This is a genomic window from Providencia sp. UF-183 (assembly GCF_058246155.1).
The window spans coordinates 31,764-50,112 of sequence record NZ_JBSICD010000019.1; the positions used below are offsets into that span (position 1 = coordinate 31,764).

The 18,349-nt window shown below is 43.0% G+C and carries 23 protein-coding genes and 1 pseudogene; 19 read left to right on the forward strand and 5 right to left on the reverse strand.

The genetic code is table 11. From position 1 onward, the window contains the following. The first annotated feature begins 1 nt into the window (after position 1). From AC4IFT_RS16550 to AC4IFT_RS16560, 3 genes are read left to right on the forward strand one after another with little or no spacing between them, the layout of a single operon-like run. Complete coding sequence (locus AC4IFT_RS16550; RefSeq protein WP_490751942.1) at positions 2-823, forward strand: DNA adenine methylase; 822 nt, start codon at positions 2-4, stop codon at positions 821-823. Further along, on the forward strand, positions 823-1,146 hold the full coding sequence (locus AC4IFT_RS16555; RefSeq protein ID WP_490751944.1) for a hypothetical protein: 324 nt from the start codon (positions 823-825) through the stop codon (positions 1,144-1,146). The genes AC4IFT_RS16550 and AC4IFT_RS16555 overlap by 1 nt, the downstream gene beginning before the upstream one ends. Further along, a complete protein-coding gene (locus AC4IFT_RS16560) occupies positions 1,139-3,388 on the forward strand; it encodes a replication endonuclease (protein WP_490751946.1) in 2,250 nt (749 codons plus the stop codon). The genes AC4IFT_RS16555 and AC4IFT_RS16560 overlap by 8 nt, the downstream gene beginning before the upstream one ends. Positions 3,389-3,463: 75 nt before the next feature. Here AC4IFT_RS16560 and AC4IFT_RS16565 read toward each other — a convergent pair whose 3' ends face one another. From AC4IFT_RS16565 to AC4IFT_RS16585, 5 genes are all read right to left on the reverse strand, one after another. Then, positions 3,464-4,579: a reverse transcriptase family protein gene (locus AC4IFT_RS16565; protein WP_490751948.1), complete on the reverse strand. Its 1,116-nt coding sequence runs from the start codon at positions 4,577-4,579 to the stop codon at positions 3,464-3,466. Continuing rightward, positions 4,557-4,856: a helix-turn-helix domain-containing protein gene (locus tag AC4IFT_RS16570; RefSeq protein ID WP_272681112.1), complete on the reverse strand. Its 300-nt coding sequence runs from the start codon at positions 4,854-4,856 to the stop codon at positions 4,557-4,559. The genes AC4IFT_RS16565 and AC4IFT_RS16570 overlap by 23 nt, the downstream gene beginning before the upstream one ends. Before the next feature lie 88 nt (positions 4,857-4,944). Beyond that, complete coding sequence (locus AC4IFT_RS16575; protein ID WP_423727594.1) at positions 4,945-5,208, reverse strand: hypothetical protein; 264 nt, start codon at positions 5,206-5,208, stop codon at positions 4,945-4,947. An 858-nt stretch (positions 5,209-6,066) separates the two neighbouring features. Beyond that, positions 6,067-7,104: a phage portal protein gene (locus AC4IFT_RS16580; RefSeq protein ID WP_490751950.1), complete on the reverse strand. Its 1,038-nt coding sequence runs from the start codon at positions 7,102-7,104 to the stop codon at positions 6,067-6,069. After that, positions 7,104-8,861 (reverse strand): terminase ATPase subunit family protein, encoded by a 1,758-nt coding sequence (locus AC4IFT_RS16585; protein ID WP_490751951.1) that lies wholly within the window; start codon positions 8,859-8,861, stop codon positions 7,104-7,106. The genes AC4IFT_RS16580 and AC4IFT_RS16585 overlap by 1 nt, the downstream gene beginning before the upstream one ends. Before the next feature lie 155 nt (positions 8,862-9,016). Between AC4IFT_RS16585 and AC4IFT_RS16590 the strand changes: the two genes are divergently transcribed. From AC4IFT_RS16590 to AC4IFT_RS16665, 16 genes and pseudogenes are all read left to right on the forward strand, one after another. Next, entirely contained in the window at positions 9,017-9,844 is an 828-nt protein-coding gene (locus AC4IFT_RS16590) for a GPO family capsid scaffolding protein (RefSeq protein WP_490751953.1), read from the forward strand. Positions 9,845-9,856: 12 nt separating this feature from the next. Next, positions 9,857-11,068 (forward strand): phage major capsid protein, P2 family, encoded by a 1,212-nt coding sequence (locus tag AC4IFT_RS16595; protein ID WP_490751954.1) that lies wholly within the window; start codon positions 9,857-9,859, stop codon positions 11,066-11,068. Positions 11,069-11,078: 10 nt separating this feature from the next. Continuing rightward, the gene (gene gpM / locus AC4IFT_RS16600; RefSeq protein ID WP_279778815.1) at positions 11,079-11,735 is read left to right on the forward strand and encodes a phage terminase small subunit; all 657 of its coding nucleotides are present in this window, start codon (positions 11,079-11,081) and stop codon (positions 11,733-11,735) included. Positions 11,736-11,822: 87 nt separating this feature from the next. Further along, on the forward strand, positions 11,823-12,299 hold the full coding sequence (locus AC4IFT_RS16605) for a head completion/stabilization protein (RefSeq protein ID WP_279778813.1): 477 nt from the start codon (positions 11,823-11,825) through the stop codon (positions 12,297-12,299). Further along, a complete protein-coding gene (locus AC4IFT_RS16610; RefSeq protein WP_490751957.1) occupies positions 12,296-12,499 on the forward strand; it encodes a tail protein X in 204 nt (67 codons plus the stop codon). Before AC4IFT_RS16605 ends, AC4IFT_RS16610 begins: the two co-directional genes overlap by 4 nt. 3 nt (positions 12,500-12,502) lie before the next feature. Next, positions 12,503-12,808: a phage holin family protein gene (locus AC4IFT_RS16615; RefSeq protein WP_048606846.1), complete on the forward strand. Its 306-nt coding sequence runs from the start codon at positions 12,503-12,505 to the stop codon at positions 12,806-12,808. Next, positions 12,801-13,208: a structural protein gene (locus tag AC4IFT_RS16620; RefSeq protein WP_279778808.1), complete on the forward strand. Its 408-nt coding sequence runs from the start codon at positions 12,801-12,803 to the stop codon at positions 13,206-13,208. Before AC4IFT_RS16615 ends, AC4IFT_RS16620 begins: the two co-directional genes overlap by 8 nt. Continuing rightward, on the forward strand, positions 13,205-13,756 hold the full coding sequence (locus AC4IFT_RS16625; RefSeq protein ID WP_490751960.1) for a DUF2570 domain-containing protein: 552 nt from the start codon (positions 13,205-13,207) through the stop codon (positions 13,754-13,756). The genes AC4IFT_RS16620 and AC4IFT_RS16625 overlap by 4 nt, the downstream gene beginning before the upstream one ends. After that, complete coding sequence (locus AC4IFT_RS16630) at positions 13,740-14,168, forward strand: phage tail protein (RefSeq protein WP_279778804.1); 429 nt, start codon at positions 13,740-13,742, stop codon at positions 14,166-14,168. Before AC4IFT_RS16625 ends, AC4IFT_RS16630 begins: the two co-directional genes overlap by 17 nt. Next, complete coding sequence (locus tag AC4IFT_RS16635; RefSeq protein WP_490751962.1) at positions 14,150-14,782, forward strand: phage virion morphogenesis protein; 633 nt, start codon at positions 14,150-14,152, stop codon at positions 14,780-14,782. Before AC4IFT_RS16630 ends, AC4IFT_RS16635 begins: the two co-directional genes overlap by 19 nt. 88 nt (positions 14,783-14,870) lie before the next feature. Further along, positions 14,871-15,254 (forward strand): hypothetical protein, encoded by a 384-nt coding sequence (locus AC4IFT_RS16640; RefSeq protein WP_490751963.1) that lies wholly within the window; start codon positions 14,871-14,873, stop codon positions 15,252-15,254. A gap of 3 nt (positions 15,255-15,257) precedes the next feature. Next, complete coding sequence (locus AC4IFT_RS16645) at positions 15,258-15,881, forward strand: phage baseplate assembly protein V (protein ID WP_490751965.1); 624 nt, start codon at positions 15,258-15,260, stop codon at positions 15,879-15,881. Further along, positions 15,878-16,219 (forward strand): GPW/gp25 family protein, encoded by a 342-nt coding sequence (locus AC4IFT_RS16650; protein ID WP_490751966.1) that lies wholly within the window; start codon positions 15,878-15,880, stop codon positions 16,217-16,219. The genes AC4IFT_RS16645 and AC4IFT_RS16650 overlap by 4 nt, the downstream gene beginning before the upstream one ends. Before the next feature lie 2 nt (positions 16,220-16,221). Further along, positions 16,222-17,133, forward strand: coding sequence for a baseplate assembly protein (locus AC4IFT_RS16655; protein WP_490751968.1), 912 nt, complete (start codon positions 16,222-16,224; stop codon positions 17,131-17,133). Beyond that, on the forward strand, positions 17,126-17,737 hold the full coding sequence (locus AC4IFT_RS16660; RefSeq protein WP_490751970.1) for a phage tail protein I: 612 nt from the start codon (positions 17,126-17,128) through the stop codon (positions 17,735-17,737). The genes AC4IFT_RS16655 and AC4IFT_RS16660 overlap by 8 nt, the downstream gene beginning before the upstream one ends. After that, positions 17,734-18,306 (forward strand): annotated as a pseudogene (locus tag AC4IFT_RS16665) (phage tail protein); the annotation flags it as partial. The gene AC4IFT_RS16660 and the pseudogene AC4IFT_RS16665, both read left to right, overlap by 4 nt. Between the last annotated feature and the right edge of the window lie 43 nt (positions 18,307-18,349).

Below are 18,349 nucleotides of genomic sequence, written 5' to 3' on the forward strand. Positions count from 1 at the left end.
CGTGGCGAATAAAACTATTCTCAAATGGGCTGGCTCGAAAGTTCGAATTATGGACACATTACGCCCACATTTACCGAAGACAAAACGGTTAGTCGAACCGTTCGCTGGATCATGTGCAGTGATGATGAATACAGATTATGAGCAATATTTAATTGCTGATGCAAATCCAGACCTAGTCAATTTATATGATGCGCTTGCATTTGTTCCTGATGGGGTCACATTCGAAGCTTCAAGGCTTTTCAATCAAAATAATAATGGTCCTGATTATTATCAACTTAGAAATGAGTTTAATAGCCCTAAATCAAGTATGTCACAAGTTCGACAAGCAAGTTTATTTCTGTATTTAAATAGACATTGCTTCAACGGGTTATGTCGTTATAACCAACAAGGCAATTTCAACGTCCCCTTTGGACAATACAAAGCACCGTACTTTCCTAAAAATGAAATTGATAGTTTTTGTGATAAGGCTTACTTCACAAAAACCAAAATTTTAAATCTTGAATGGCAAGATACTCTTTCACTTGTTGATTTCGGTGATGGTGTTTATTGTGATCCACCCTACATGGGCGGGCACGATAGTTTTACTCAATATCATACTGCGGGCTTTACTAATTCTGATCACGAAGTATTAGCGATTGCGCTAAAAGATATTAATGATATCCAAGGCAATCCGATCACCGTATCCAACTCACCAGAAGCAAAAGAGCTTTACGCTGACTTCGGTTTTACTATCCATGAAATCGAAGCCCCACGAACAATTGCAGCGAACGGTAATCGTAAATTAGCCACTGAAATTATCGCTGTTTTAGCGGGGGTTAATTAATGACTCTCGACCCTAAAGACGGTGTTTATATCAGCGGAACGGCTTTTGCTATTCAACGCCATGTTGACGAAGATTCAAACGCGGTTCAATGGCGACTATTGCAAGTCAATAAACTAGCTCGTTGTTATGAATTGGTTTGTTGCCATTCTGACCCGTGGCTGCTTGCGATTGAATTAACCTCTTATCACGTTAATCGTGTTAGAGGTAAAGGCATCAAGACACTTGATGTTTATCGTGAAACAGTTGACATCATTTCACGCCGTTGTGAAACGGCAATTAATTTATTAAGGCCAGAAACATTAGGCGGTGCTCTTAATGTCTAAGGCGATAAATTTTTCTATTTTTCCGATGACTTATACCGCGGATATGACTTTCCCGTATCCGTGGAATAAACCAAAAAAAAATAACTATTACAAAGCCGATATTGATGCGCTTGAAAAATCCCTTACCCATGAACAACAAATTCATGCGCAAGCGATTTTAGGTGAGGTTGAATCTTTACCCCGTATTTTACGTTATCGCATTCAAAAACATTATGAGTACATCATTCAAGAGTCTGGCGAATATAAAGCCTATGAGTTTTTGCGCTCTGATTTTTATAAGCGGATATTTCCGCGGATTACGGCAATTAATGCACGATATGAATTAGATACGAAAGCGCTATTGACGCTTTCAACTCGTTTTACACCTGAAATTAGCCAATTTAACCGCCTGTTTGATCTTTATGACAAGCCAATAAAAAAGCTTGCTGAACACATTTCTAGTGGCTTTTTCACATTGTATGAGGCCTATTGCGACCAGTTAACTGAGCAAAACGGCGGTGACCGCGAAATCATCTATGAAGATTCGGCACAGACCCAAATTTACGGGGCGCTGGCTGAATTATCTTGTGGTTTACATGTTGCCCCACTTTATTATCAAAGCTATCTCAAAGTCTTAAAAAACCGTAACCGCCGCAGAGGAAAACAGGATTTAACCACACGCCAAGTGATTGCGGCTGTTTCCCGCCTTATAAATGCAGATTATTGGCATCGCAAGCTAAAAGCCCATAGAACACAATGGATTGAGGCAATCATGATTGCCAATATGGACGTGTGCATCAATCGCCACCCATACGCCAGCAAGCAAGCGATCCGCGCCGTTCAAGCACAGCGTTTATCCAACATGCAATATTTACAGGGCATGGATATTCAAGATGTTGAAACGGGTGAGCGTTTTGATCTGTTTGAAAAAGTCATGGCGAGCGTGTCAAACCCTGAAATTCGCCGCATGGAATTAATGGCGCAAATGGCAGGGATTGAGCGCGTAGCAAAAGAGCGCGGTGATATCGGGATGTTTATCACGCTGACGTGCCCGTCAAAGTACCACCCGACAAAGCAGCGCAAAGGTAAAAATAAAGGCGATTTGCACGCTGTGCTCAATCATAAATGGAAAGATGAGGCTTACACGCCAAAAGACGGACAGCGTTATTTAGTCAAAGTGTGGTCGCGTATTCGAACCGCTTTCAATGATAATAATATCAATATTTATGGTGTTCGCGTTGTTGAACCGCATCATGATGGTACTCCCCACTGGCATATGCTGCTTTTTGTTGATAAAGCCAGCCGTGCAAAAGCCATTGATATTATGCGTAAACGTGCCCTGAAAGAAGATGGTAACGAAGCAGGCGCACAAAAATACCGATTTGAATGTAAGCATATGAACCGCGGTGGTGCCGTGGGTTACATCGCTAAATATATTGCAAAAAATATCGATGGGTATGCCCTTGATGGTGAAGTAGACCACGAAACGGGTAACGATTTAAAAAGTATGGCGGCAGCTGTTACCGCGTGGGCGTCAACGTGGCGCATTCCTCAATTTCAATTCTATAAGCTTCCTTCTAAAGGCGCATACCGTGAATGCCGCCGCTTGCCTCGTGGTGTATCTATTGCTGACAAGCTTGGTCATGTTGCTGAGCGTGTTAGAGCTGCCGCAGACCAAGGTAAATTTGATGAATATATCATGTCACAAGGTGGCCCATGTATTCGCCGAAGAGAAGAAACTATCCGTGTCGCCCGTGAAGTCAGTGACGTGAATGTTTATGGCGAAGAGGTTCAAAAGGTTGTGGGTGTTTACCATCAGCTTAAAGCCGATGCCCCAGTGCTTAAAACCCGCGAAAGAAAATATCAAATCGTCAAAAAAAGCGCTGTTGACGTTGATTTTAATCTTTTAAAGAGCGACAGCGGAGCGACTCGGAGTCCTGTCAATAACTGTAGATCGCGGATCACATCCAATCTATCAGATGTGCAATTTTACGTGCCTGAGCACGGCTCAGGTGAAGTATGCAACATTCAGGAATATGGTTTCGCGTTTATAGAAACGGATGTTCAGAACGCCGCTGGGAGCGAATTATCACAGGGAAATCAACAAAGACAGATTTCAAGCATTGAATTGAGTGAAAAGGAAAGCACATTAAGACAAAAAATGTCCATTTTTATACAAAAAATAGAGGCTGATATGCCAGCAGAAAATATGTCCAGCATATTTATTAAATGTATAGCCATCAAAGATGATGACTATACATAGGATTGATAGTGAATAGATTATTGTTATTAGCTCGAAATGAACAACAAAATTTCAAATAGTTTATAATAGAAATACTTATTTTTTACTAACTAACTTGAACTTTTTTGTTTTGTACTCTGAGTCTAAAATAACCCTGAAAGATGCGTTTACTTTAGATAACACTATTAATTTTGATTTTGTTTTCTGTAATTCAGGCAGCGATTTGCATTTTCTTATTTCACTTCGTATAGCTCTTTTAGATTTTGCACTATCAATTGACTTTAATTTATCACTTAAACTAGAAATGTATTTTTCTGTATTTTTATCTCCCTGTTGCTTTAATGTATTTATTAAACCTTTAATTCTTTTATATGTTTTTAATATATCTAGTATATCTATAGAATCTTGTACTTTTTTTTCAAAAATAAAGATCTCCATTCTTAATGCACTTTTTCTTTTATCAAGTGGTTTAATAGCGTTATTTACCTTTACATTATGCACTATTTTTCTATCACCAGACCTCATGATATGAGACTTCTTTTTATTAACTAAAAGTCCTTTGCTTCTAATCATTCCATATACAAGAACTTTAATTCTAGTTATATCTTCATTAGATAACTCTCTATCACAACTAACTGTAATATCGTCAATATATCTACTATAAGTACAACCTAACCGACTTAGTTCATGGAAAACAAAGCTTTCTTTTTCTAAAAAAATAATATTAGCAATATCTGTACTTAATGAGCTACCTTGAACTAAACCATCATTAAATGTAACTAATTCAGATAGTATAGTAGAAACTTCGGGGCCAAAATTAAAATAATACTGTAAGGCATCTTTGATTATTAGCTGAGAGATGGTTGGATAAAAATCCTTAATATCTTCTGATATTATAATATTCTGACTTGTATGTTCCTTACATTCGGATAAATATGAATTCCCTTTAACTCCACCGACAATACAGTTTGGAAGAGAAATATTTTGTAGTATTTTATCTTTTATATTTTTCTGTATTTTTTTTAACAAGCCGATGACTTTAAAAGTAATTCTTATTTTACCATTTTTTCCTTTCTTTGGTTTGTTTTTTATATAAAACAATGATTTATTGTTAATTACATATAGTAATTCATTCTCATTTATACCTAATAAGCTCAATAAAGAGGATTTTTTTGCTAGATTTCTATTATTATAACTCCAATTTTTTTCCATTATGAAGAACATCCATGATAGTTGACTTTAATATCTCATTAATGTCATTAAAACGATTATCTTTTTCATCTTCAACTTCAGATAGCAATATAAGTATATTCAGGGGGATATCTAATGCGAGTGATATTTTTTCTAAAGCAGAAATAGTTGGATCTCTTTGTGAATTTTCAATTCTTGATAGATAAGACTTCGTTAAGCCTGATTTTTCTGCCATTTCTTGTAAAGTTAAATTTTTAGCGTCCCTGCATTGTTTCATTGCAAGACCGATATTAAGCATGTTCACCTCTACTCTATGATGGGATTAATATGGCTGGTGTAGTCATCTTTTGAGTTATAAAAAGCATAATCGTCTCCTTACTATGAGATTAATCGGAAGAATCGCTAGTCAAATACTTAATTAATGAAAGTATTTTTACAGCATAGGAAATAACCTTAAAAGGTGGTTTACCACTATTCTTATCTTCAATCTCTTCTTCAATAGACTTAATAGCTTTGTCTAATTCATCTAATGTACTTTTATCTACGATGTGTTTGCTCTCATTACGTACGCGTTTTAATGCGTCCAAAATATTGTTCATAAAAACCTCATTAACATTATTACAACACGATGCTTTCGCATCCCCTGCCATAGATGTTCTGTGGATCGTGTTGCACATCGTAGATAGCACCAGCCAATACCCACTGAAATATTTCAGATACCTGCCATTACTTTCGCATTAAACAATGCCAATTATGCCTACTATGAGCCGCCGATTTCTTAACTCGTCTAGCTACATCGTACGTCATGCGTAATGGGAGGGGGAGATTCCATATTGTGATGAAAATATAGATGACTGTTTTACTAGTCCTTACCGTCCACTAAGGTTTTTAAAGAGCAAAGTGCAAACGAACTCGTTTGACCATGTTTCGTATCATACACAAGAGTTTCCCCTCAGGCAACTTTTTTTTATATTAAAATTCACCACCTAAATTGCACCATTTATTATCAGCCTACTATCTAAGAGATAACACATTATTTAATATAGCTTTTCAGTCAAGAAACCATTTGCTAAATGTGCAATTTCCCGCCCAAATCTGCATGAACAAAAAAGGATCGTTACCTGTGCGAAGCGCCACCACTGGCGCGGTTCAGACGATTTCTTGCGAGTGCATGAAAACCGACCTATTTAGTGGGCAGGCGTGGCGGGGCTACGATTGCGCGGCGAGGTGTGTATTGTTAAATATCCGTCCGCAAAATCTCCGAGCCGTCACGTCGTTAAATTCAATTTTCTATAACTAGGTAGCAATTATTTTTGCGTGCATTGTGGTGCCGTACGGTGCGTTTAAACCGCTATTTGATGGGCCTGATTTCTGGAGAATTCGTCTTGGTGAGATAGGTTTGATATAATACAGTGGGGTCTTATTATTATTTAGAGCATCGAGATCACCTACCTACAGGTAAAAAAATACCGCCTCAGTGGGCGGCATCATTGAATTAACGAGTAATATTATTCATCGTCTAAATCCAGCGAGTATTTATTAAACTTAATAATCTCCCCGCCAAACCAATCATTCAATTGCATCATCTTACTTTGTAACGGCATCAACTCATTGCGCACAAATACTTTTGCCGCTTTCTCAACATCACCAAAGCCGCCCACATTTTCAGGAATGATCCCCATGATTTGTGGTGGCACACGGTGTGCCGCTAACATATCGTCACGGCTCACATTCTTGATATTGAGGAATTCATCTTTTGCCGCCGCTTCAGAAAGTGGAATTGTTTGGATGCCGTCTTTCTTCCCCCCTGGTGCATACAAAAATAAATTGCGGAAATTACCCAGCCCCTTGCTGCTTTTCAGGGCTTCACGAATTTTATCCACATCATCAGTTTTTTGTGCCGCATCACTGATATACAAGATATAACCTGCGTGCGAACCATTGAGATAATACTTACGGCGAAACAGTGTTGCCGCCTCATTCAGTAGTACCGATGGGATTGCCGCAATATATTCAGGCAAGCCGTACAGTTCCTGATTAATATCAGGCTCAATTAAGTGAAACACTTTGCCCGTTTGAAATTCATACGGTTTGATATCATACCCATATTGCACAAACCAGTAAGTTTCAAGGTCAACACCGCGGCGGGTAAACTTTGCAGGGGTGTGCTTAAAGTTCAATGCTTGCCCTAATCGGTTATCACGCAATTCAAGATAACCATTACCAAACAGCAAAAAATCTAACGCCCAGCTATCAAACGCCTGACGGCTTAAATATTTATTGGGAATAAAGGTGCTGGTAAGAATATTACGTTTTACATAAATCGCACTGCTATGGTGTGGGGCTGCGCGGAACGTGCGCGCAAGGCCATTAAAACTGATTGGGGGCTCATAGTAATTATCAATTTGCACACATTCGAGGTAATCAAAAATCTCACGCTTGTCTAACACGGGTATTGGGCTGCCAAAGGTAAACGCCTCTGCGGGGGCATGGTCTGGGGCTTGTGCCAGTGTTTGCGGCTGGCGTTTTTTATTTTTACGGCTCATTAAAATACCTCGACAATATTGTGTTGATTGTGATTTTCACCAGTGATTGGCTCGTTATAAAGGGCGTGCATGGTTGCCCACGCTAAGTCAGCATGGCTGGCCTCTTCGCTGCGGTCTGCCTCATAGGTTGGACGGTTGCCGCTGGCTGTGGTCGCACGGCGAATCGCCATGAAAGATTGGGTGATATCATTGCTTCCCGCGTCATATTCAAGGCGGTCATGGCTAATGACGTCATAGGCCTTAAGCACTAAGGCATTTTTTAACGCAGGGTTATAGACAAATTCTTTTGCAGCGGGGAAAAATTCCCGCACGTTTTGCAGGACTCCGTGACCAATCCCCGTAGAGTCAATCCCGATGTATTGCACGTTGTAGCGCTCAGTAAGTTCTTTTATCGCATCCGATTGCGCGCGAAAATCCATGCCGCGCCATTGGTGATGTTCAAGAATGCGAAACTTACCGCCTTTATGTAGCGGTGGCGCGATAACTACGCAACCTGCGCTGTCGCCATTTTGCGTGCCTTTCGCGGGGTCATAACCAATCCAAACGGGATGGAAAGCATAGGGGCGTATCATTAACGGTTGAACGTCGTCCCATATTTCCCAACTGTCCACCATGCATTTTTGCATTAACTGCAAGTTGAAAATGGACGCGATATCATCGACAAACTCACACATCAGCAAGTTTTCGAATTCATCAGGGCTGTATTCTAAATAGAGCTGGTCGATATCAAATAAATTACATCCGCCCCGCATGGCATCTTCAATGGTGACAATTTGCCGCCACTGACCATCACCGCACATCATGCCATTTACTAACGCTTGGTGGCTGATATCCACCTCAACGTGATCCCCTTTACGGCGACCACGATTAAATAATTTGCCTGACCAGAACGGATACGCGCTGTGGGTCAATGCGGATGGGGTTGAAAAGTAGGTTTGACGCCATTTTTTGTGCATGGCCATACCCGACGCAACCTTGCGTAACTCTTGGAATTTGGGTATCCAAAAATATTCATCAAGGTACAAATTACCGTGGTAGCTCTGTGCGGTGCGGGCGTTGGTGCCAAGAAAATACATTGTCGCCCCATTGGGCAAAACAATGGGGTCGCCTTTTAAATCCACATCCACTTCCCGCGCCATATCAATAATGTAGCCTTTGAATACGTGCGCTTGGGCTTTACTCGCCGATAAAAATATTTGGTTTCTGCCTGTGGTGAGTGCATCCATAAACGCCTCACGTGCAAAAAAGTACGTCGCCCCGATTTGACGTGATTTTAAGATGTTACGAATGCGGTGTTGATGGCCTGCGCCATACCAAACCTTTTGGTAGGCAAACATATTTTCACGAAAGATTTCTTCCAGCTTTTCGATCTGCTCTTCACTAAACAGATTCTTTTCAGGGGCGCGGCGCTCACCACTGTTTCGATTGGCAAGTTTTGGATTTAAATCCACCTCATTGCCACCGTTTTGATACTTGTGAATTTTGGCGTGTCGTTCAACTTGGCGGTAAAGCAAGTCAATCTCTTTAAAGTCTTTACCCTCTTTATTTTCTTTACTAATTAGCGTACAAAGTCGCATTTCCAGCGTCATTTCCACACGCTCAACGGGGGTGATTTCATCCCATTTATCGCGGCGCTTCCAGCTGTGGATAGTGGCAGCTTTTTCTTTGAGGATTTCAGCAATACGCGCAATTCGGTACCCGTTAAAATACAGGTGCATGGCGCGTTTTCTTGGGTCAAAATCGTGTAATGTTTTCATGTCGCCAGATTACTGACTCACTCGTCCTCTCGCCCTGTGTCGCCGTTGTGCCATTTCCCACACAATGGCAAAGCATTGTTTCTTAACCCCCATCCCTGAAAACATAGGCTCACAATTTTTATATTCACATCAATTTAATTGCTGGAGCCTGAGCAATGACAAAAAAATCCAAACCCGTGCGCCTTTGTGTTGAGGGAGCCACTACCGATGGACGCAAAGTACAGCGCCAATGGTTAACGGATATCGAAAAAAATTATGACAAAAATGTCTACGGTGCCCGCATCAATATGGAGCACATGAATTACTCATGGATGCCACGTTATGGCGATGTGGAGTCGGTTTATACCGAAGAAATCAGCGAGGGAGCATTAAAAGGCAAACTGGCTTTATATGGGGTATTAACGCCTACCGATTCATTAATCGAAATGAATAAAAAACGCCAGAAAGTCTATACCTCTGTCGAAATCAATCCGAATTTCTCCGATATGAACGGCGCTTATTTGGTGGGCTTGGCGGTCACAGATAACCCTGCCAGCCTTGGCACGAGCATGCTTGAATTTAGCGCTGGCGCAGATAAAACGACCGTATTCTCAGAGCGCAAACAAGATAAAGACAACGTCTTTACAGCGGCAGAAGAAACGTCCATTGAATTTACTGATGAAGAAGATAAAAGCGATAAGCCCAATTTATTTGAACGCATCAAAGCCAAGTTTAGCCAAGAGCGTAAACGCAGTGATGCCAATCTAGATGATGTGCATCAAGCCATTGAACTTTGCGCAGAAGAGCAGACCGAAATAGCGAAAAAGGTCAGCCAGCTTCAATCACAAGTCAAAACGTTATCGGGTATCAAGCAAGAAAATGAAACCCTGCGCAGCGAGTTGGATAAGCTCAAAAAAGACTTAAGCCAGCAGGATAATGGGCAACATCGTCCCACGTCTTTTGGTGGTAACACGACTAACACTGAAAACCTGACTGATTGCTAAACGGGAACGATAATGAGAAAAGAAACAAAAGTTAAATTTAACGGTTACATGACCCGCCTTGGTGAGATTTACGGTGTTCAGCCGCAAGAATTCACAGATTCAAAAGTAGAAATCGAACCCTCGGCAGCCCAAAAACTGGAAAGTAAAATTCAGTTAAGCGCCGTCTTTCTGACCAAAATTAATATTGTGCCAGTGAAAGACCAAGTGGGTGAAAAAATTGGCATTGGCATTGGTTCGACGGTGGCAGGCACAACAGACACCACCAAACAAGACCGTGAACCCACTGACCCGACACAATTAGCCAAACAAGGCTATCACTGCCGTCAAACGAATTTCGATACCGCTATCCGTTACGAAAAACTGGATATGTGGGCAATGTTTGAAGATTTTCAGCGCCGTATCCGCGATGCCATTATTCAGCGTCAAGCCCTTGATCGCATCATGATTGGCTTTAACGGCACGAGCCGCGCGGCAACGTCAGACCGCAAAGTCAACAAGCTACTACAAGACGTGAATGTCGGTTGGTTACATAAAATCCGCCTTGAAGCCCCTGATCATGTTTTGGGTTCATCCACGGATAAAGACGCCAACAAAATCACACCTGAGCCAATCAAAGTGGGTAAAGGTGAAGATTATGAAAACCTTGATGCACTGGTTATGCAGGCCGTCGATCACGCCATTTCCGAAGTGTATGCCGATGATACTGATTTAGTGGTTATCTGTGGTCGTTCATTATTAGCCGATAAATATTTCCCTATCGTCAACCGTGATCAGGCCAATACCGAGGCGTTAGCTGCCGATGTGATTATTAGCCAAAAACGCCTCGGTGGATTGCCCGCAGTGCGTGTGCCTTATTTCCCAAAAAATGGAATGCTTATCACGCGATTAGATAATTTATCCATTTACTGGCAAATCGAATCACGCCGCCGCCAAGTGGTTGATAATGCAAAACGTGACCGTATCGAAAACTACGAATCTGTGAATGAAGATTACATCATTGAAGATTACGACTGCGTAGCGCTGATTGAAAACATTGAGCTGACAAAAGGCAAGCAAGAGCCAGATGCACCGACGGGTGATGATGCAAAGCAAAAAGCAAAGATGCTCGCGACATTGGAAGAAAACGAAGCATTGAAAGCGGAACTGGACGCGCTGAAAAACGGCGCTGAGCAACCGAAAAATGCAGACCCCGAAAAAACAGGTAAAGAGAACAAAGGTGCATAAGGGGTAAGTCGTGAACTTGTGGGAAAAAAAGCGCATGCAAGTGGAAGCCAAGAACGTCAGCGCCTATGGCGTTCTTGCTGACCCCTCGGCAGCAACGCAAGTTAAATTGATGCTACGCCAGCACATGCGAGACCTCAGTAAAACACAGTCATTTGAACGCAAAGCAGTCTATAAGCGAAAAGCCTTACCGCTTTACGAAACGTGGATCACTGAAACCCTTAAGGGGAATTCAGGCGTTCAAGATGATGTGTTGATGTATCTGATGTTGTGGAGTTTTGACGCGGGTGTCTATGTGCAAGGGCTCGATATTGCGGAGTATGCCCTTCAGCACAATCTTAATATGCCCGCAGGTCAATCCCGCACAACGGGGTGCGCCATTGCCGAGGAAATGGGCGATAGAGCTAAAGAAGCCTATACCGCAAAAAATCCCATTCCATTGGATATATTGCAGCGCACCATGTCATTGATTGAGCATGAAGATATGCCCGATAAAGTGCGTGGTGAACTGCATAAATGGCTCGGTTACAGCTTGCGAGACAACGATTTTCCACAGCCAGCCCTATGCGAATTAATGCGTGCCCTTGAGCTTAATGATCGCTGTGGTGTTAAGCAGGACATTAAGAATATTGAAAAGTTTTTGTCAGTGAAAAACAGCGCTGACGAATAAAGAACGTGCCAACGCGCAAGGCGGCGCGAGATAAGAAATTTATTTTCGGACTCTCGCCCACCGCCTACCTATTTTAAAGGTGCCTTTATGGATTTTGTTTCACCCGAGCCCGCCAACGAAAAAGACGAAACGCTCACCAGTGGTGTGTTTTGGCCTGAGATTAATACCCGTGCATTTCGCGAGTCAATGCGAGTTGACGGCACGGTAACCCAAAACCGATTAATTGAAGCGTTAAAAAACGCCATCATTGAAACCAACCGTGAACTGTCCAGCTTTCAACAGCAAGAAATCCACTTAGGTTATGCAACCTTAGAGGCCGTCCCCGCCAGTAAAATCACGCATGGAGAGATTGACGTATCCGAATTAGTGATCCTTTATCGCCGCGCGGTATTCAGCAGCGCCAAAGCAAATTTGACCGAGCGTTACCGCGATATTGACACCACGCCAAACGGCAGCAAAAAAGCCGATGCCCTTGAGCCCAATATTGATGATTTACAGCGCGATGCGATTTGGGCTATCCAGCGCATCAAGGGAACGACACATAACATTGTTGAGCTGATATGAAAATCAGAACGATGAAAGGTGACACCGTGGATGGGATATGTTGGCGATTTTATGGCAGAACCACGGGCATGACTGAGGCCGTTTTATTAGCAAATCCCAACCTTGCAGAACAGGGGGCGATAATGTCCGCGGGGATACTGATTGAATTACCTGAAGTTACCGAAGAGCCAGCACAGCCACTTATACAATTATGGGATTGATACATGTTTGATAAAGATCCGAACAGTTTCGGTATCGCACAGTGGTTATTGATGCTCTTCATTTCAATGTGGGGAGGTGTTGTGAGATACATCATTGATGTTAAAACAAATAATGCCCCGTGGAGCTGGTTTGCGGCTTTTATGCAAATGGTCGTTTCTGGCTTTACAGGGTTACTCGGTGGGCTACTCTGCATAGAGTATAACCAAAGCCAATACATTACGCTGTTTGCAACTGGCGTTTGTGGCGCTATGGGGAGTGTCGCCCTCACTTATTTCTGGTCACGATTTACAGGGGGAAAACATGTCTAACGTACCACGTGGTATACGCAACAATAATGCGGGCAATATTCGCCACGGCGAAAAATGGCAAGGGCTAAGCCCAACACAAACCGATAAGGATTTTTGTCAGTTTATCAACCCTGTATGGGGTATTCGTGCATTATTTAAAGTGCTGTTTACATACCAAAATAAACACCATAAAAAGACCATCCGCCAAATCATTGACCGTTACGCCCCACCGAATGAAAACCATACGGAAAATTACATTCAATTTGTGGCAAAAAAATTAGGCGTTAATGCAGATGATGAAATTAAAGTGGGAGACAAAACCACGCTTTATGCACTATCTGAAGCCATTATTAAAATGGAAAACAGCAATCAGCACCCTTACAGCCTGACTCAGTACGATGAGGCCTATCGATTGCTATGAAAAAATGGGCGATAGGAACCGCAATTTTCTTTGTTGCCAGTCTGGTTATCGCAGGCTGGCAAGGCATCAAAAAAATAGAAAGGCTTAATGAAAGAGTCGGCACATTAACTGCAGACAACAAACAGCTATTGTTAGACGTGGATAAAAAATCCGCACTGATCACTGACCAATCTTTAAGTTTTCACCGTGCGAATCAAATCGCGGGTGATGCCTATCGCCGCGGCATTATTCAACGTGCCGCCGCCGAGGAAAGAAAAATTGAATATAGAACCATTCTTAAAAATGAGCCAACGTGTGATTTACCTGTGCCTAAGTATCTTGCTGATCGGGTGCTCAACAACGCCTACCGTATCCGTGCAAGCGCAATGCGTACCCATCCCGAAAACCTTAACGCAACAAGTCCCACCGCCGTTACCAGACGGGTTTTAACCTATTGCGATTTAGCATTGATGGTTGACCCTTTACTCGCGGCCTTAGAGACCACCAATATTCAGCTGGGTGCGATTGAGATATTTGATGAGGAACGGAACGGTGAAAAAACTCACTAGCTTGAGGGCTTACTTAGACAGCAAAGTCCCTTTTCTCAAAGATAACCCCGAAAACCTGTATTTATTTGTTGAAAATGGGCGGATTATTTCCACGTTGGAAGAAACGCCCAGCTTTGAATATGAATACACCGCCAATATTATTATTGAACACTACAGCGGTGACCAAAATGTGTTAATTGCCGTGGTAAATGATTGGCTAAGAAAAAATCAATCCGATATTTCAGCAAACCCGACAAAGCGCCAACAAGACTTTAAATTTGAAGCGGTGATTTTAGATAACACCACTGCCCATATCAGTATTGAATTAAATCTTACTGAGCGTGTACTTGCCATTGATAAAGACGGTAAATATGTGATTGAGGCAACACCTGAGCCAGTGAATCCCTTTGATGAATGGCAAACAACACAATGAATGACGACACATTGCGACAGCTTGATAGTGAATTAACACATTTATTAAATCGGCTGTCACAAGGCCAGCGCAGGCAGCTTGCCAAAGGAATCACCCGCGATTTACGACGGACGCAAATTAGGCGCATTCAACAGCAGAAAAATCCCGATGGTAGCCCATACACCAAACGCAAGGCCAGCTTTGTCACCGTGCAGCGCGAAATCCAATTTATGTGGCACGGTCAAAAACGCACCTTACGTAACTGGCGCGGCAACAGCAAAACAATCACAGGGCAAGACGTGAATAAAAAAGCCCAGCGCTCATTTCGCAAGTCAGATATTCAGCGTTATATCAGCATCAAGAAAGATAAAATCAGCACCGCGCGTAAAACCAAGCAAACGCGCATGTTTAAAAAACTCGCCACTGCCCGTTTTTTACGAACCTATAGCAGCGATAAAGAAGCCGCGATTTATTTTTTACCTTCAGCGGGGAATATTGCTGGCGTGCATCAATTTGGTTTAACAGAGCGTATTGGCAATGCAAAAATTACCTACCCATCACGCCAGTTGCTAGGGCTGACGCCACAAGAAATCAGGCATATTGAAAGCCAGATTATTGATTATCTCTCACGATAATTTGTATCACAGACTGCACAAAAGGCAGTAGCTGCAATCAATACGCTATCAATGGCACGCTTAAGAAAATTATTTTTTTGAGGTTGCCATGCGCAAATATATTCCGCTGATCCCTGCTCTAATCATTATTTTTTATTCCGTGATTGCCTTTTTTGATGGAAGCATTGGCAGCCATATTTCTGCCGTGATTATCAACACTTGTATTTCACTTTATGGCTTCAAATTATTTTTTACATTCAGCCCATACTTAACAAATAAAGATTTTGAATATGAATTCAAAGGCATAGAAAAACACTTATTACCACTTAATGACGTTGTATATACGGCGACAATTTCACTAACGATTGTTGCTGCATTTGCTTTGTTATTAAGCGGGATGTGGTTTGTTATGCCGATGTTTGTATGTTTGTGTTTCTGGCAAGGCAAAGTAAGAGGCCTCATTATGAATACAATAAAGGCAGAGAATAAATAAATCATGTCTGCCGAAATTCGCCGCCTAATTAAAAACCTGATCCGTATTGGCATAGTGACCGCCGTCGATGCCAAAAAAGGCTGTCGCGTACAAATTGGAAACCTAGAAACCGACTGGCTAAATTGGATCACTTTACGCGCTGGAAGCACGCGAACCATGAATGCCCCTAGTGTGGGTGAGCAAGTGATTATTTTAGCGATTGGCGGTGAGCTTACTACGGCATTTGTCCTGACGGGTATTTTCTCCAATGAACATGCCGAACCGACGGATTCACTGACAGCAGACCATTGCACGTATTCAGACGGCGCAATCATTGAGTATGAGCCCGCCACTGGCGCACTGAAAGCGACAGGGATTACAACGGCAACGATTGAGGCTAGTGAGCAAATCAACGCCACCACAAAAGTGGTTGTCGTTAATGCCAGCAAACAAATTAACCTGACAACCCCCACCGTAATTTGTTCACAAAACCTAACCTGCGCCACGCTTAATGTCACCGAGGGCGGCGAAATGACAGGTGATTTCACACATACTGGCGGCGCAATTACATCCAATGGTGTTACAGTGCATGGCCACATTCATGGTGGTGTGCGTAGCGGTGGCGAATCCACAGGAAAACCACAATGAGATATTGCGGCATGAGCCGAACGGATGGAAAAAGCCTTTCTGACATTGAGCACATACGCCAATCCGTGCGCGATATTTTGATTACCCCTATCGGCTCGCGCATCGCACGGCGAAATTATGGCTCGCTATTATCAGAGCTTATCGACCAGCCCCAAAATCCCGCACTGAAATTACAGCTAATGTCAGCCTGTTATACCGCGCTTATAAAATGGGAGCCTCGCATTTTATTAACTCACATTAATTTAAGCAGCACCGAGGCCGCGCAGATGGTGATTGATATTGAAGCCACAAACCAAGACACCAACCAGTCATTTAATTTTTCGGTTAATGTGAGGTAAGCATGGCAGCCAGCATTGATTTAAGTTTGTTACCCGCACCCGATGTGGTCGAACTATTAGATTTTGAGGTGCTATTTGACGAGCGCAAAACCGCGTTAATCGCTGCAATGCCAGAAGAACAGCGGGAAGCTATCGCCCGCACATTAGAATTGGAATCTGAGCCGCTCACCAAATTATTGCAAGAAAACTGTTATAGAGAATTAATTTTACGCCAGCGCGTTAATGAAGCGGCTCGCGCAAGTATGGCGGCCTTTGCTACTGGTGCCGACCTTGACCAACTGGCGGCTAATAATAACGTGAAACGCTTGATGTTATCAGCGGGTGATGAAAACGCCATTCCACCGATTGCGCCAGTGTATGAGTCTGATGCCAATTTACGCTTGCGTATCCCTGCAGCTTTTGAGGCGTTAAGCGTAGCAGGCCCGATTGGTAGTTATGAGTATCATGCACGCTCTGCCGATGGTCGGGTTTCTGACGCTTCTGTTATTAGCCCATCACCTGCTTACGTTACGGTTACCGTTTTATCCCGCGAGGGGAACGGTAGTGCGCCAGCGGATTTAATTGAAAAAGTGAATGTGGCTTTAAACGATGAAGACGTTAGGCCAGTGGCTGACCGTGTGACCGTACAATCAGCCAAGATTATCAATTATGAAATCGACGCGGTGATCTACTGCTACCCATCCCCAGAGTACGAACCCATTATGGCGGCGGCAGAGGAACAAGTGAAACGCTATGCGACACAGCAACACCGCTTAGGCCGTGACATTGTGCTCAGTGCGATATATGCCGCATTGCATGTTCAAGGCGTACAACGTGTCGAACTGAAAAAGCCAGTGGCAGATATCAAGCTAGATAAAACACAAGCGAGCTTCTGCACACAAATTAACGTGGCATTAGGGGGCTCAGATGAGTAATCGTTTATTGCCCGTAGGCTCGTCCCCGTTAGAACTCGCCGCGGCGGAATCATTAGCACAAATTGAGCGAGTCCCCATACCCATCCGTAAACTTTGGAACCCTGATTTATGCCCTGTGCATTTTCTGCCGTATTTGGCGTGGGCGTTCAGTGTTGACCGATGGGATAAAGACTGGGCGGAAAGCGCGAAACGAAACGCTATCAAGGCCGCGATGTTTATTCATAAACACAAGGGCACGATTGGCGCATTGCGCCGTGTGGTTGAGCCATTGGGTTATTTAATCCGCGTGATTGAGTGGTGGAAAACCAATGAAACCGCGGGCACGTTTCGCCTTGACATTGGCGTGCTTGAAACGGGTATCACCGAAGAAATGTATCAAGAGTTAGAAGCGTTAATTTTTGATGCTAAACCAGCGAGCCGTCATTTAGTCGGGCTCACTATTCAACTGGAAGTGAAAGGGCAAGCCCATTGCGCGGCGACAAGTTACGGCGGGGATGAATTAACCGTTTATCCATACATACCTGAAGTGATCAGCGTGAGCGCCAGAGCAGCAACTGGAGCAGCTATTCACATAATTGATGAAATGAGGATCACCCTCCAATGAAATATTTTGCCTTACTTACCACTTATGGTGAAAAAGTGCTGGCTGAGGCCACAGCGCTTGGCACTAAAGTTGAGCTTACGCACATGTCAGTGGGGGATGGTGGCGGCACCTTGCCCACACCAGACACCAAGCAAACTAAATTACTGAATGAAAAACGCCGAGCTGCCATTAACACACTTTTTATTGATGAAATTAATGCAAATCAGGTTATCGCCGAGCAAGTGATCCCCGAAAATGAGGGCGGATGGTGGATACGGGAAATTGGTTTGTTTGATAAATCGGGTTTATTGGTCGCTGTAGCGAATTGCCCTGAAACCTATAAGCCCTTGTTAGCCGAGGGCTCAGGCCGTACACAGACTATTCGCATGGTGTTAATTGTGAGTCACACCGAAGCGGTCACGGTCAAAGTTGATCCGTCCGTTGTGCTGGCGACTCGCGAGTTTGTTAATAAAGCCCTTGAGCAGCATGAGAAAAACCGTAAGCACCCTGACGCAACGACAACAGAAAAAGGATTTGTCCAACTTGCAAATAAACTGGGTGAAAGTCATACGCTTGTTGTCACGCAAAAGCTATTAACCGATGAGCTTAAAAAGGTCACTTTTGAAACCCGTA